This is a genomic window from Rhizobium sp. SL42 (assembly GCF_021729845.1).
Lineage (GTDB): Bacteria > Pseudomonadota > Alphaproteobacteria > Rhizobiales > Rhizobiaceae > Allorhizobium.
Window position 1 is genome coordinate 248,641 of the sequence record NZ_CP063398.1, and the last position, 17,496, is coordinate 266,136.

Below are 17,496 nucleotides of genomic sequence, written 5' to 3' on the forward strand. Positions count from 1 at the left end.
TATTAACCAAGCAATAAGAACTATAGGGCTTAGCATATTCCTTTATATTAACTAGCCACTAACCGATGAAGTTAATATTGCGTTAATTATTACTCCATGGTTCATTCCGCCTCAAACGTAGGAGGAATGTTTCATGGTCGAGCGCGACGTTAATTTTTCGGATGCCCAGAACGATGTTGTCGAGTTTGGCGCTGATCAGCAGCCAACGGCAGTAACACCGGTTGAAATTGCCCAGGCAACGAATGACCCGGTCTTCGTTGATCCGGCCACAGGCCAGGATATCCAGCAGCCGACACCCTCCGCACAAACGATCGGCGCCACGGTCATCCAGGTCGCAGCCGACAACCGGGCAATCCTGCCCGAGGGCGCATCGATCGAAAACATTGTTGTCGAAGGCGACAACCTAGTTCTCGTGCAGCCGGACGGTACGCGCATCATCATCGAAGGCGCCTCTCTCAATGTACCCACCTTCCTGATCGGTCAGGTCGAGGTGCCATCCCAGGTTCTCATTGCGGCGCTCCAGGCCAATGGCATCAATGTGGCCGCAGGGCCTGACGGCACCGTCAGCGTGGTCAGTGCAGGAAGCTCCGGCGGCGACTTGTCGGACGGCGAGGGCAATATCGGCGAGGCAGGCCCTGTGATCGACCTGCTCGGCGATACGGACTTCGGTTTCGACGCGCCGACGCTTGAGGCGCTTGCCGATGCGGGCAATGTCGATCCGGAACTCGAGGACTTCCTTGCCGGTGGCATCTCGGAAGAAGACCTGTCGACAGGCTTGAAGGAGCCTGACGACGGCTCGGACTCATCGACGATTACCGGTACTTTTGCCGGCACAGACTTCGAAAATACCGCCCTCACCTACACGTTCGGCCTGCCAACAACAGAGCTGAGCTCAGGCGGCATATCGCTCGTCTGGACATTTGGTGCGGATGGCGCCCTTGAAGGACGGGCGGGCGAAGACGGTCCGGTGATCATTCGCGCGGAGATCAGCGGCAGCACCTACACAATCACGTTGCTCGGCCCGATCGATCACCCCGACACAGCACAGGAAGACAGCATCGACCTGCAGATCCCGGTGACTGTGACCGATGTCGATAACGGCACCGACACCGCGATCATGACCGTGCGTATCGAGGACGACAGCCCGGAAGCCGGCGCCAACAATAATGTTCAGCTCGATGACGACGCTATTCAATCCGAACAGACGGAGGGTGAAGGCAGCGACGAGCCCGTGCTGCTGCGCAGCCAGCTCGTCAGCGTCTCGTTCGCCGGCAATCCCGGTGGCGAAGGCGATGATGCCGATTCCGTCAACGCATCGGGCATCCTCGCCCATAATTACGGTGCCGATGGCGCTGGCTCTCTGCTTCTGACTGTCGAAGGCATCGTGTTGCCGGCGGGCTTCACCGCAACGGTGTCAGAGGACGGCCTCGTCCTGACCATCCTGCAAGGCGATGTGCCTGTTCTGGAAGTCGCCCTACAAGACAGCACAAGCGGTGCCTATGTGGTCCGTCAGCTCAATCCGATCGACCATCCCTCGACGAATAGCGGCTCCGAAGATCCGGGCAATGATGACCTGCCCCAGTTCGAACTTCTCGCCGTCGATAAAACACAGACGGCATTCGAGGACAATCTCTTCTTCGACCTGAAATATGTCGTCACCGACGGTGATGGCGACACGGCCGTCGGATCGTTCAGTATCGATGTCGACGACGATACGCCGGTTGTCGGAGAATCCAGCCTGATCCAGCTGGATGACGATGCCCTGGAAAGCGGCAATGGCGATTTCGCTGTCGGCGACCAGCAGGAAACCGAGGGGGCGCCGCAGGTCGAAGGCGTGCTTGCCCATAGCTACGGCGCAGATGGCGCCGGCTCGATCCTTCTGACCGGTGTTGCCGGTGCGACCTTCGGTGCTCCCGATTCAGAAGCCGGCGAAGGTGCGTTTTTCTATAGCGTCAGCGACGACGGCTTGACCGTTATCGTCACCCAGATCCAGTCCGGCGAACCGGTGGATGTGCTGGAGCTGACCCTTTCTGACTCGACCAACGGCAGCTACACCCTGACCCAGCTGAATGCCGTCCGGCATCCCGATGGCACAACCGAAGACAATGTCGGCTTCTCTTTCCAATACACGGTAACGGATGGTGACGGCGATAGCGTCAATGGCGCACTTGAGGTCGACGTCGATGATGACGGTCCGGTGCTCGACGTGTCTGCACCGCAGGCCGTCGGCAACGGTCTCTTCCTGGAAGGCTTCACGCCGAACAACAACGCGTGGGGCACTGGCAGCGGCGTTGCCGCCGGTACGACAGCCGGGGCATGGACAGTCGGTGCTTCTCCCGTAGGTGGCGCTTCGCAGATCCAGCTTGAAAAGGTCGGCGACGGATACCGTGGCGCCGACAGTGTCGGCAACAACACCATGGTCGACATGGAAGCGTCTCCAGGTAACCTGCAGATCAGCCAGTCCGTTTCAGGGCTTGCTGCCAACGAGACATATGAACTCACGTTTGAAATCGGCAAGGCATCCGATGCCTCCGAAGGCAGCGCCAAGCTGGAAGTGTTCTGGAACGGTGTTTCCGTCGGTGTATTCGACCCGGCGTCCGGCGCGCTTCAGACGATCTCGATCGTCGTCACGGCCGCGAACGGCAGCAACGAGGTGACCTTCCGCGAAATTGGCGCCGCCGGCGACAATACCGGTACCTACCTCTCCAACATCTCGCTCAGCGATGCGATCATCATCGATGAGACCGCAGGTATCGATGCCGGTTCCGACGAATTGTCCGGCGCTGAATCGCTGTTTGCCGGCGTCAACGCCGGGATCGATGCCGATATGCCCGAGGCACAATATGCCCAGGGCACGGGCTCGGTCGTTACAGTTGATGTTGATTTCGGTGCCGATGGTGCCGCAGCCGGTGGTGGCCTTGCCTATGCTTTCACCCTGTCTGCCGATGGCATTGACTCCGGGCTGAAGACCACCGACGGCCAGAGCATCCACCTCTACAAGAATGCCGATGGTCTGGTAATCGGCGTCTACGACGCAGACAACAACGGCGTGTCTTCCACCGACCCGGTGGCCTTTGCCCTGCATATCGACGGCAGCGGCGTCGTTACCGTGGCGCAGTATGTCTCGCTCTTCAATCCTGATGCAACCAGCGCGGACGATGCAGTTTACCTGACGCCGGGAATCCTGTCGGCAACGGTAACGGCGACGGACGCCGACAATGACTCGGTGACCAAATCTGCCGACATTTCGGGGCGGATCCGCTTCGAGGACGACGGCCCGATCGTCACGTTGAACGTCGGCGACGAGACAGCGATCACGCTGACCACCCAGGATGCCGAAACAATCGGTGAATTGAGCGATACCGCCGTATCGACGGCGAACTTTGGTTCCGTCTTCACGTCCGCCATTACCTACGGCGCTGATGGCATGGCGTCGTCCAGCACCGTCTATGCCCTCAGCCTGACCGGCGCCGACGGCGCGGATTCTGGCCTCGACAGCAAGGGACTGCAGGTCAATCTGTTCGAGATCGGTGGGGTGATCTACGGCTCGACAACCAGTTCGGAAGCACAGGCTATCAGCACGGCGGTGTTCTCGCTGACCGTCGATGGCAATGGTGTCGTGACATTGACCCAATTCCAGTCGATCGATCATCCGTTGCCTGGCGCTGGCTCAAGCTACGACGAGCAACTTGCGTCGCTTGCAAACAATCTCGTCTCCCTGACGGCCACTGTTTCTGCGACGGACAAGGACGGTGATACGGACGTCAAGACAGCAAGCATCGATCTTGGCGGCAACATCCACTTCGCCGATGACGGCCCGCGCCTGACCGGCACCAAGATCTCGACCATCGTCAACGAAGACGACATCGATACAAGCTGGTCCGACGGCTCGTCGCCGCATGGCGCAAATCAGCCTGATTCCGACAATGATGGTGACAACTCCCATACCGAGGCGGCTTCGGGTCCCAACGACCCGGCCATTGTCACCGGCAGCCTGGCAACGCTTGTGCAAGGCGCTGATACGCCATTCACCTACGGCTTTACCGCCAATGCGCTGACCTATCTGCAGGGCCTTGGGCTGAGCACCAATGAAATGGTCAACGGCCAGAACACCGCCCTGGCGCTCACATACGAACAATCCACGTCTGGCAGCTGGGTGATCATCAAGGGCATCGAGCCTGACGCGCCCGGCAATGGCAGCACCAACAGCTCCAACATCGTCTTTGAACTCAGGATCAATTCCACCACAGGCGCCTATGAATTCCGCCTGTTCGACGAACTCTACCATCAGGCCCCTGAAAGCGGTGCCGACGAGAACACGGCGCTGATCTCCGGCGCTGAAACCATCGACGCCATCGTCTTCGGCCAGATCATCCAGGTAACGGATAGCGATGGCGACAGCGTCACCCTCGGCGACAGCTTCGAAATCCAGGTGATCGACGATATCCCCGTCGCCAAGCTTGAGACCCGGCCTGGCGAATATGTGACGATCGACGAAAGCAATGGCAATCAGGCCGACGATATCAATTCGTCCCAGCTGCCAAGCGAAGTCCGCAACCTGTTCAGGGCGCTGGAACAGAGCAATGCCACCGGCGACGACCCGCATTCGGATGGGGTCAGCGGACTTTCCGGCAAGCCGGTCATCGGCTACGCCTATAGCGACGAGCACATCGTCACCAACCTCGGCTCTGGCGTCGGCGCCGATGCTCCGGCGGATGCCTATCGACTGACTCTGGAAGTCACCGACGGCACGCCATCCGGTCTCTCCACCACAGAGGGCGCGGCCATCCTGCTCTACAAGGTCGGTGATCTGGTTGTCGGCCGCGTCGGCGGCCCAAGCGGCACTGTCGCCTTCGCCATCGCCATCGACCAGAACGGCCATGCCGCAATCGCGCAGTACCTGTCGATCAAGCATGACGACGCTGGCGATTTCAACGAAAGCAATGACAACGGCTCCGGCGCCACTGACGCCGCCCCGGACAACGATCCCAACCCGGTTCAGGAAACCATTGCCAGCGGCGCGATCAAGGCGGTCCTGACAATCACCGATTCCGATGGCGACACGGTCCGCTCGCAGGAAGTCGACATTTCCCACCAGATCCGTTTCCTCGACGATGGTCCATCGGTCGATGTGGGCAGCGTTTGGAACGCTGATCTTTCCACCGTTGTTCTTGATGAAACCACCCCCGGCGGAAACCCGAACGACAACACCGGCACCAGCACCTGGACCGCCGCCACCAACATCAATGCGGCTCAGGCCATCGGCGTCCAGTCCACGACGGCTTCCGGCCCCGGCAATGGCACATCCGTTGCGGAACTGTTCAGTGTCTCGGTCGCCCAAGGCGCCGATGGTGCCGTCGTTGCGAAAGCCTTCAGTTTCGATCTGCGTGATGCAAGTGGCAATCTGGTCAGCAACGGATCGTCGGTAGGTGTCGAGACGACGCTGCGCGTCTCCGATGTCCTGGGCTCGGCCTTCGACAATCTGAGTGCGGCGGGCCAGACGATCTGGCTCTACAAGGTCAGCGACACCCTGATCATTGGCCGCATCGGCGCCAATACGGCCGACACCAGCGACGATTTCATCGCCCTGAAGATCGAGCTGACCGGCTCGACCACTGATCCGCAGTTCGTCGTCAGCCAGTATCTGCCGATTTCCCATGCCAACAGCAACGATGACGACGATAGCGCATCGCTCAATCTGCGCGACAATGATGCAAGCCTGTCAGTCAAGCTTACGGTGACAGCCACCGATGGCGACGGCGATGTGGCGACGGATAGCCAGACAATCAAGCTGATCGACAGAAACGAGACCGTCATCAGGATCGAAGACGACGCGCCAACCGTTGACGTGACGGCAAACGCCAATGCTGCCACTCAGCTGGTGGCAGAACTTGACGAGACGCAGGGCGCCGATCGTTACAATGGCGCTGAAGTCGAAGATGCGAACGGCAATGCCAATACCGATGATGCAGGTCCGGGGCTCGCCCAGGTAACCACCAGCATTGCCGGTGGCCTGGCCAGCCTGTTCACCGTCAGCGGCAGCTACGGCACCGATGGCCCGGGCACCACGACCGGTACGCTCAGCTTCGTGACCTCGAGCTGGAGCAACAACGGCTACGCCACGAACCTGCAGGCCACCGATGGTGGCAATATCCGGCTTTTCGTTAGCGGCTCCACCATCACTGGCCGCGACATGCAGAACAATACCGTCTTCAAGATCGAGATCATCGGCTCCGGTGCCTCGGCACAATTGCAGACGACTCTGTTTGAGGCGATCAAGCATTCGGATGGCAACCTGTTCGATGCCGAGACCGTTTTGAAGGTCATCGGCAATGTGACAATCGGCCTCGAATACGACGTCGAGCGCACCGATTCAGATGGAGATGATGACGACGACTCGGCCACCATCACCCTGATAAGCGCCAACAATTCGGTCATTTCCTTCGACGACGACGGCCCGAAACTGGACGTCTCGGCGCCACAGGCCGTCAGCAACGGCCTGTTCTTCGACGGCTTCACGCCAAACAACAACGCATGGGGTACTGGCAGCGGCGTTGTCGTCGGGACGACAGCCGGAGCATGGACAGTCGGCGCGTCCTCGGTCGGCGGGGCGACCCAGATCCAGCTGGAAAAGGTTGGCGACGGCTATCGTGGCGCCGACAGCCCGACCAACAACGCGATGGTCGACCTTGAAGCGTCTCCGGGCAACCTGCAGATCACCCAGGCCGTGACTGGCCTGGCGTCCGGCGAAACCTACGAACTCACCTTTGAAATCGGCAAGGCCAATGACGGATCGGCCGGTACCGCCAAGCTCGAAGTGTTGTGGAACGGCGTCTCTGTCGGCACCTTCGATCCGCAAAGCGGCTTGATGCAGACGATCTCGGTCGTCGTGACGGCGGCCGATGGCAACAACTCTGTCACCTTCCGGGAAATCGGAACCACCGGTGACAACACCGGCACATACCTGTCCAATATCTCGCTCAGCGACGCGATCATCATCGACGAGACCGCTAGCTTGGATGGCGGCTCCGACGAAGTAGACAACGTTGCCTCGTTGTTTGCCTCCGTCAATGCCGGTATCGATCCGGACATGACGGCACAATATGCGCAAGGGTCGGGTTCGATCGTCAACGTCAATGTCGATTTCGGCGCCGACGGTGCTGCCACTGGCGGCGGGCTTGCCTATGCGCTGACGCTGTCTGCCAACGGTGTCGCTTCCGGTCTGAAGACCACCGAAGGCAAGGATATCTATCTCTTCAAGGATGCTGCGGGCCGAATCATCGGCGTCTACGATGAAAACAACGACGGCGTTCAGGCGTCGGACAAGGCCGCCTTTGCCGTGCATATCAATGGCAGCGGCGTGGTCACCATCGCGCAGTATATCTCGCTCTACAATCCGAACCCCAACAATGCCGACGATGCGGTGCATCTGAACCCGGGCATTCTCTCGGCAAGCGTAACGGCAACGGATGGCGACGGAGACAACATCACCAAGTCTGCCGATATTTCCGGTCGCATCCGCTTCGAAGACGACGGTCCGATCGTCACGCTGACCGTCGGCTCGGAAGCAACGGTGCTGCTGACAACGCAGGATGCCCAAACGATCGGCAATCTCAGCGACACCTCAACATCGGCTGCCGATTTCGGTGGCGCATTCATCTCGACCGTCAATCTCGGCTCCGATGGCGGCACGTCGGTCAAGACTTTTGCCCTGTCGCTCAAGGTTGCCGAAGGCACGGATTCCGGCCTCGACAGCAATGGCAAGCAGGTCAATCTTTTCGAGGTCAATGGCGTGATCTACGGCTCGACAACATCAGTCGAGGGCGAAGCGATCGCCAAGGCAGTCTTCTCCCTGTCGGTCAACGGTTCCGGTGTGGTCACGCTTACCCAGATGGAAACCATCGACCATGCACAACCCGGCTCAAACGCGGGCTTCGACACGCAATTTGCCACGCTTGCCGATAACCTCGTTTCGCTGACAGCGACTGTCACCGCGACGGACAAGGATGGCGATACGGACTCGAAAACCGCCTCGATCGATCTTGGCGGCAATGTCCGGTTTGCCGATGACGGCCCGAGCCTCACCGGCAGCAAAATTTCGGTCCAGGTCAACGAAGACGACATCGACACCAACTGGTCGGAAGGCACATCGCCACACGGCCAGGGCAACAACGATCCAGAGAATGACGGCGACAATTCCTACACCGAGAACGCATCGGGCTCGGCCGACGGCGCGATCGTCAAGGGCAGCCTGGCCGGTCTGGTGACTTCCGGCGCAGACGATCCGGCAACCTTCCACTTCACCAGCAACGCAATCGCCTATCTCCAGGCGCTCAACCTGACATCCAACCAGCCGGTCAACGGTCAGCCTGCAGCCCTGCCGCTGACCTATGTACAAACCAGCACAAACGGATGGCTGATCATCACCGCGAGCGAAGCGGATGCCGCAACACCGGGCGACACTGCCAATCCGGTCTTCGAAATTCGCATCAACACCACATCCGGCGCCTATGAGTTCCGGCTGTTCGACGAATTGTATCACAAGGCGCCGGCCAATGGCGCGGACGAGAACACGCAGCTGCGTTCCGGCGAAGCTGTGATCGAGGCAATCCGCTTCGGCGACATCATCGAAGCAAAGGATAGCGACGGCGATACCGTCAACCTCGGCAGCAGCTTCGAGATCAAGATCATCGACGATGTGCCGGAGGCCGTGTTGTCGGTGGACCGCTTTGAATACGTGATCCATGACGAGACTGCCGCAATCCAGACGGCTGGCGATGCCGACGACAAGCTCGGTTCGGAACTCTCCGCCGAGGTGCGTCAGCTCTTTGCTTCCATCGAGAACACCAATCCGCGCGTAACCGGTGACGATCCGCATGCCTCCGGCACCAGCAGCATCTCGAATGCCCCGGTCAACGGCTATGCCTACAGCGCCGACAACATCGTCTCGACGGCCGGATCGGATGTCGGAGCAGATGCTTCGGCCGCAGTTTTCAAGCTGTCGCTCACCATTACCGAAGGCGCCCTCTCCGGCCTGAAGACAACCGAAGGCACCGACATCCGTCTTTATACGCTCGGCGACGTGGTCGTCGGCCGTGTTGGCGGTGCAACGGGTGTGGTCGCATTCGCGATCGCAGTCGACCAGAATGGTCACATCGCTCTCGCGCAATACCTGTCGATCAAACATGACGACCAAGGCGACAACAACGAAAACAATGACAACGGTTACGGTTCAGGCGACGCGTATCCGAATGACAGCCCCAACCCGCAACAGGAAACCCTGCTCGCCAACAGCGTCAAGGTAACCCTTACGATTACGGATTCCGATGGTGATACCGATACGGCAACGGTCGATGTATCGCAGCAGATCCGCTTCCTCGATGACGGCCCGACGGTCACCGTCAATGATGTCGACAACGTTTCGCTGTCGTTGATCAGGCTCGATGAAACGACCCCTGGCGATCTGCCCAACGACAATACGCCGAACACCGAATGGGTGCCGGCGACGAACCTGGCTCAGGCCGTGGCCATCGGCAGCATGGCAACGCCGACGGTTGCAGCCGGCACCTCGGTTTCCGAACTCTTCGCCGTCGACGCTTCGACCGGCGTGGATGGTGGCACGATTACGTCTGCCTTCAGCTTTGTTCTCAAGGGCTCGTATGGACAGACACTCGACAGCGGCTCGACCACAGGCGTCGAAACCAACCTCAAGGTGGCCAACACCGTCGGATCGCCATGGTACAACGCCAACGGGCTTTCAGACCCCGGCCAGACGATCTGGCTCTATAAGATCAGCGACACCGTCCTGGTCGGCAAGATCGGCCACGACACCAACACGACCAGTGACGATTACATCGTTCTCAAGATCGAGCTGACGGGCAGTGCGAGCACCACACAGTTGGTGGTCACGCAATATCTGCCGATTGCGCATCCCGATGGCAGCAATCCGGACGATGCCCGCAGTTTGACGCTGGCAGACAATGACGCTGGCCTGTCGATCAATCTCACCGTCTCGGCAACGGATGGTGATGGCGATACCGCGTCCGACAGCGAAACGATCGAGATTATCGACCATAACAGCACGGTGGTGACATTCGAGGACGACGGCCCGCAGATCACCGTCGTCGCCAATAGCAACGCCGCAGCCAGCCTCGCGACCGAACTCGACGAAACTGTCGGAGCCGATCGTTACAACGGCTCGGAAACAGAAACCGGCAGCAACACCAACACGGACGATGCATCAGGCGCCCTTGCACAAGTGACGACGAGCGTTACCGGCGGCCTGGCCAGCCTGTTCAACGTGACCACGGACTTCGGTACCGACGGCGCCGGCAGCGTTACGGGTTCGTTCAGCCTGACAACCACCGGCGGAAACGGTCCGTTTGCCACCAACCTTTCGGCAACGAATGGCGGGGCGATCACACTGTCGATCGAAAGTGGCGTTCTGGTCGGGCGGGATGCGGCAAACGATCTGGTCTTCAAGATCGAGATCGTCGGTTCGGGCGCTTCAGCACAGATGAAGACAACCCTCTATGAAGCCATCAATCACGGTGCGGATGGCAACCAGTTCGATGCGACGGCGGTCCTTCGCCTTGCAACGCAGAATACGTCGATTGGGCTGACTTACACCGCCACAATCAAGGATGCCGATGGAGACAGCAAGACTTCGTCCGCAACCTTGACGCTGATCGACACGTCGACCTCTCAGTTCGCGTTCGATGATGACGGTCCGATTGCGACCAATGACCTCGCCCAGACGTCCATCGAAGGTGGCGCCCAGATCGGCGGCAATGTCCTCACCAACGACCAGGCGGGATCCGATCTCGGCACGCTGACATCGGTGACCATCGGTAATCAGGCATATGCAATTGCGGCGAGCGGCACGACGCCGGTCAACACAGCCTATGGCACCTACAGCTTCAACAGTGACGGCAGCTGGACGTTCCAGGCGGCCAGCAACCTGAACAACGCCCAGGCCGTGGACGCCTCGTTCACCTACACCCTGACCGATGGCGATGGCGACACAGCCACTGCCGTCCAGTCGATTTCCGTTGAGGACGGTGCCCTCCCGACGACATCGAATGGTGCGAACAATCCGCTCGCCCTCACCGTCGATGAAGAAGGTCTCGGCACCGCCGGCGCAACCGGTACCGCTTCGGCCACCGATGTCGAATATTCGGCCGGCACGGTCGGCTTCACCGCAGGTTCCGACAATCTCGTCAGCTATGCCTTCGGCTCCACCGCCGGCATCACCGTCGATGTCGATGGCGTAGGCAGTGCCGATATCGTCTGGACCGCCAATGGCGCCTACCAGCTGATCGGTTCGATCAACGGCGCGCCGGCGATCATGGTCACCCTGACCACCCCTGCTTCGGCCATTGCGGCAGGTGCCAGCGGCACCGCGTCGGTCAATGTCGAGCTGACCGACAACTTCCCGCACGCCAATGCCGATGGTGAAAACAAAGTCACGCTGACGGGCATCACGGTTGTTGCAACCGATACCGATGGCGATACGGCAACGGCCTCTGTCACGGTGACCGTGGTCGATGACGTACCGACCACAACCGGCAGCGATGCCCAGGGGGCGGAACTGATCGTCAACGGCGGCTTCGAGATCAATCCCGGCGTCACGGCTGGCAATTTCACCACCACCACCGGCGTTACCGGCTGGTCTTCGGCGAATGCGGTGCCGTTCGAACTGCAGAATGGCAATGTTGGTGGACTCACCGCTCATTCCGGCGACATCAAGGTCGAACTGGACAGCGATCCGAACACCGGCAACAGCAATGCGACAATTCAGCAAACGGTCAGCGGGCTTGAAGCCGGCAAGACCTACGAATTGACGTTCTGGTACTCAGAACGTCCGGATGGCAACAATACCAGCGGCGTGAAGGTCTATTTCGACGGCAATCCGGTTTACCAGATCGATCCGCAGTCCGCCGAACCCGGCTGGCAGAAGATCACGATCTCCGTTACCGCAACCGGTTCGTCGGCTGTGCTTGCCTTCGAAGGCACCGGCGCATCAGATACACTGGGTGCCTATATTGACGATGTCAGCCTGAAGGCCGCCATCATCGATGACGAGGCGCTGTTCGGCGGAATTGCCGGTGGTCAAGGCGATGCGGCAGGTGCGATCAACAGCGTCGGCGGCAAGATCTCTATCACCGCTGGTGCTGATGGGCTGAAGACCATTGCCGTGACCGGCGTCACCGCCAAGGACGAATCTGGCGCGAGCCAGACCTTGCAGGCGCTCTATCAGGGCAAGGCCTATGCCGTCACTTCGACCTGGACGGCCAGCGGCGCGGGTGGCGCCTATGTCGGCACCATTGCAACCGATGCGGGCCCGAAGACCGTCTACACCCTGACGATGGCCTCCAATGGCAGCTACACCATGGTTCTGGTGCTGCCGCTGGTGCATGCCTTGGTCAACGACCCGCAGACTGCCGCGACCGAAACGAGCTATGAGGACAATCTAACGCTCAGCTTCGGCTACGACGTCACGGACAACGATGGCGATGTGGCATCGGCCGCGATCGTCATCCAGGTCGACGACGACAGCCCGAAGATCATCGACTCTGCCGGTTTGTCCATTGTGGAAGATGCATCGCTGTTTAGCGGCTCTGTCATCCAGCTAGACGAACTGGGCGCTGACGGCGGTAGCCTGACCTCGGTCATGGTGGGCGATGGCAATGGTACCCAGACCGTTGCCATTCCGACAGATGGTACTGCCGCAACCGTGGTCACCTCGTTCGGCACCTATACGTTCAAGGCCGACGGTAGCTGGACCTTCGATCCGAGCGCCCAGGCGAACAACGCTGCAGCCGCGGCGACATCCTTCAGCTACACGCTGACTGATGGCGACGGCGACCAGGCAACCGGAACACAGCAGATCTCGATCACCGACGGCGCCAATCCGACAGGGCTTGGCAATACGATCACCTTCCTGCAGGTCGATGACTCGGGTCTGACAAGCAATGCGACGACGACCGACAGCGAGACGATCACCTTCGGGGCCGGCTCCGACGCCTTTGTCTCGGCAGCCTTCTCGACGGACCTCAGCCAGCTGAGCAATGCGCTGACCTGGAACCGCGTGTCCGACACGGAAATTACCGGCAAGATCGGTGGAATTCTGATCGCCACCCTGACGCTGGTGACGACGGACCTCGCCGCACAAAACAAGGTCGAGGTGAAGCTGACGCTCAGCGACAACTACCCTCTGCACCCGACGCAGGGCGACGATCTTGCCCAGTTCGGCAAGATCGACGTGATCGCAATGGATACGGATGGCGACACAGCCAGTGCCGTTGTCTCGGCTGAAGTATCCGACGATACGCCAAGCCTAAACTTTGCAACCGGCCTTAGCGAGATCAACGAAGGCGCCACGATCAACGGAAGCTATAATTTCCATCCCGGCGCCGATGGCGTCAACGAGCTGGAAGTCATCTTCAACGGCGTGTCGAAGTTCATCAATCTCGCCGACGTTGCAACCAATGGCTCGGTCGAGTTCACGACAAGCTCGGGAACACTGACAGTCAACGAAAACAAGACCTGGTCCTTTACGGCGTCCGCGGTTTCGACCGACACGCCTGTCAGCATCAAGCTCAAGGCCGTCGATGGCGACAACGACACCCAGGAAACGACCTATAACTTCACGATCAAGAATGTCAGTGCGCCTCTGGCCATCAGCGGTGCGGTGACCGGCACGGTCGAGGAGGAACACGGCCTTGCGGGTGGTCGCGACGACACGGCAAGCCTGGCTGGCGGTGATCTCGATACCAGCGGCAATCTGAACCTGACAACCAATGTCTCGACTGGCTCCTACGGCGATCTGGTGACCGGCGGCAAGGATGGCGTTATCTCATATACCTTCGAGCTGCCGGCCGACAAGGCAGTGTTCACATCGGCAAATCAGCCGCTGACGTCGGACGACAAGCCGGTCTATTTCGCCATCGAGGGCGGCAACCTGATCGGCTATGTCAACAGCGACGGCGGCAATTCGCCGTATGAAGCTGGCGACACCAAGATCTTCACCATGACCCTAGATCCGGCGACCGGCGCCTATGTCTTCACGCTGAATGCGCCGATCGATCATCCGGTCAACTCGGCGGAAGACGCTATCACCATCAAGCTCGATGGCCTTGTGCGGGTGACGGATGCCGGTGGGCCGATCTCAGATACGTCCGTTGGGCTCGCCGCATCGGTCACCGTTATCGACGACGCGCCGGTTGCCGGCAACGACACCGCAAGTGTCATCGCCGTGCCACCTGCAAACTACAATGTCGCCTTCGTGCTCGACTTCAGCGGCAGCATCGACAATCCCGAACTGACCCAGATGCTCAACGGGGTGAAGGCTGCGGCACAGCAGCTGTTCAACAGCACGACCGGCGACGTGAAGATCGAGCTGATTGCATTCGGCGACGATGCGACAGCTCGATCGGTGACAAGCTATGCCGAGCTGGTGAACGTTCTCAATGGCTGGTCTGCGGACCGACCGATCGATGACGACGACACTGATTTCACGGATGCGATCGAGGAAGTCCTGGCAGAATACTCGGCACTTCCAGGCTACAGCAACCAGGTCTTCTTCCTGAGCGACGGCAACCCGACGAAAAACCTGGGCTCCGGCAACAACGTTCTGAACTCCACGGTCGCCAACGAGTGGAACACCTTCGTTGACACAAACAACGTCAAGGTCACCGCGATCGGTGTCGGAGACGACATCTCGCAAAGCTCGCTCCAACAGATCGACGTCGACGGCAATGTTAACGTCATCCAGCTGGCGAACTTCTCGGACATCGTCACCGCCCTGGTCAATCTCGTCAGCACACCGGCCGTCACCGGCAATGTCCTGACCGGTGGAAGCGCCGCATCGAACGATTTCTTCGGTGCTGATGGCGGCAAGATCGCCGCGGTCTCTAGCGGCAATGTCGCCGACCCGAGCGGCGTTGTGGGGGCCACGATCGTGGGCACCTATGGCTCCCTCGTTCTGCAGGCGAACGGCTCCTATGCCTACACCCTCAACAGCACAAGTGCTGCCGTGCGCGAACTGAAGGGCAACGAGAGTGATGTCGATGTCTTCACCTACAAGGTCGAAGATGGCGACGGCGATGTTGCAACCGCGACCATCACCATCACCGTTCAGGGCACCAACGAGGCTCCCGCCGGTGTCGACGCGACTGTTGCAACCGAGGAAGACACGTCGATCATCCTGACGGCCGCCCAATTCGGCTTCACCGATATCGAAAATGATGGCCTGAGCGGGATCTTCATCAAGGCGCTGCCAGCGAATGGCGCTTTGACCTTGAACGGTTCGGCGGTTGCATTGAACGCCTTCGTCTCGACGGCAGATCTGGCGGCCGGCAAGCTGGTCTTTACGCCAGCGGCCAACGCAAGTGGATCCGGCTATGCTTCGATCCAGTTTGCGGTCAAGGACAATGGCGGCACTGCAAATGGTGGCCAGGATACCGATCAGACGCCGAATACGCTGACGATCAATGTCACGGCGGTGAATGATGCGCCGAGCGCTGTGATCAACAACCTTGCGTATTCCGCAACAGAGCAAAGCGCACTCGCACTGCATGGCCCGGGTCTCAGCGTCGGTGATATCGACGCTGGCACCAATCCAATGACGGTCACCCTGTCGGTGGGTTATGGCAAGTTGACAGTAACCCCCGGAAACAGCGGCGTTGTCGTATCGAACAACAATTCGTCTTCGGTGACGCTGACCGGCACATCCGCTCAGATCAATGCGCTGATGACGGGTGGGGGTTCAGGTGGAAGCAGCAAGACCATATACTATCTGGCCGACACAGACGCCCCTCCGTCCTCCACCACGCTCACGCTGACCGTCAATGATGGCGGCAATTCAGGCACCGGTGGCGCCAAAACTGCCAGTGATGTTGCCACGATCAATATTACGGCGGTCAACGATGATCCAACCGCAACGATCTCGCCCACAACGTATAACGCGACAGAACAGACGACCCTCGTACTGCACGGCACGGGCCTCAGCGTATCTGATCCGGATGCGGGCCCGAACGATGTCACCGTCAAGTTGTCTGTGGGCACCGGAAAGTTGAATGTGGCGGCAGGTGACAGCGGCGTCGTTGTCACGAATAGCGGCACTTCGATCGTTACCCTCGTTGGCACAATCACCGAGATCAACGCCCTGCTGACAGGCGGTGGTGCAAAGACCGTCACCTATATCGCCGACAGCGACACGCCTGCCTCCTCGACCACATTGACGCTTTCCGTCAATGATGGCGGCAGCACGGGTAGCGGTGGAGCGGAAAGCGGCACCGATACGGCAACGATCAACATTGCGGCTGTCAATGATGCGCCCACTGCCGTGATCGCCCTGAGCAGCTACAATGCAACGGAACAAGTCGATCTCGCCCTGCAAGGCACTGGGCTAACGATCGGTGATATCGACGCAGCATCGGACGATGTCGTCGTCACCTTGGCGGTCGGTTTCGGCAAGCTGACAATTGATACTGGTGATAGCGACGTAAGTGTCGGCAGGAACGGAACGATGTCCGTGACCCTTACCGGCAGCATTGCGCAGATCAATGCGCTGTTGGCGGGTGGAGGCTCGGGATGGCGGGAGAAGACCATAACCTACCAAGCCGACAGTGACACGCCTCCGGGATCGACCGTTCTCACGATGGTTGTGAATGACGGCGCAAACAATGGCACTGGCGGTGCACTCACAGCAACAGACACGGCAACGATCAATATCGCCGCCGTCAACGATGCGACTTCCTACATAGCAGACCATGTTTATACCAACGCAGCGTCGGGAGGTAATTCATCCATTCCGGAATGGGCTCTGCTGTTCAATGATGACAAGGATAACTTGTTGGATTTGACCCAGGTAAAGAATGCCAGCGGATTCGATAGCATTGCGCTCTCGGGTAGCAATATCCTGATTAATGACAACAATACCGAAGGCGGCACCTTCGAGTACCGTGTTGGGTCAACAGATGTTTCTGTGAATCTCTATCGTGATAGCAACGATATGGATGGCTCAAACGGCAATGACATCATCATCGATGTCCTCGGTGGCAATACCGATCTCGATGGCAATGGTGGCAACGACATTCTCATCGGTAACAGCGGCATCGACACCATGACCGGCGGCTCAGGCGCCGACGTATTCGTAATCGGTGCAGACAGCGTCAATGTCGGGATCCACGACATCATTACCGACTATGACATGGCCCAAGGCGATGTCATCGATCTGTCGGAGATCCTCTCCGGCCTGGCTTCGAACACGGCTTTGGAAAGCGGCTATGTCAAGCTTGTGCAGAATGGCGGCAATGCCGAACTGCAGGTCGACACCGACGGTGCCGGGGCGGCCAAGTCGTTCGAAACGGTTGCTGTGTTGAACAGCTTCAACGTGACGAGCGAACATGTCCGGATCCTGTTCAATGATCACAAGACCGCAGACGATGTTTGATCGGCTATTGCCTTAAGACCTCGAAAAGCCCCGGTTTC

The 17,496-nt window shown here is 59.4% G+C and carries 1 protein-coding gene; it reads left to right on the forward strand.

The window, feature by feature from the left end:
* Nucleotides 1-133 precede the first annotated feature (133 nt).
* On the forward strand, nt 134-17,458 hold the full coding sequence (locus tag IM739_RS20240) for a DUF5801 repeats-in-toxin domain-containing protein (RefSeq protein ID WP_237371605.1): 17,325 nt from the start codon (nt 134-136) through the stop codon (nt 17,456-17,458).
* Nucleotides 17,459-17,496 lie beyond the last annotated feature (38 nt).

Coding starts and splice junctions, on each gene's coding strand:
- IM739_RS20240 (WP_237371605.1), top strand. CDS start 134: ATGGTCGAGCGCGACGTTAATTTTTCGGATGCCCAGAACGATGTTGTC.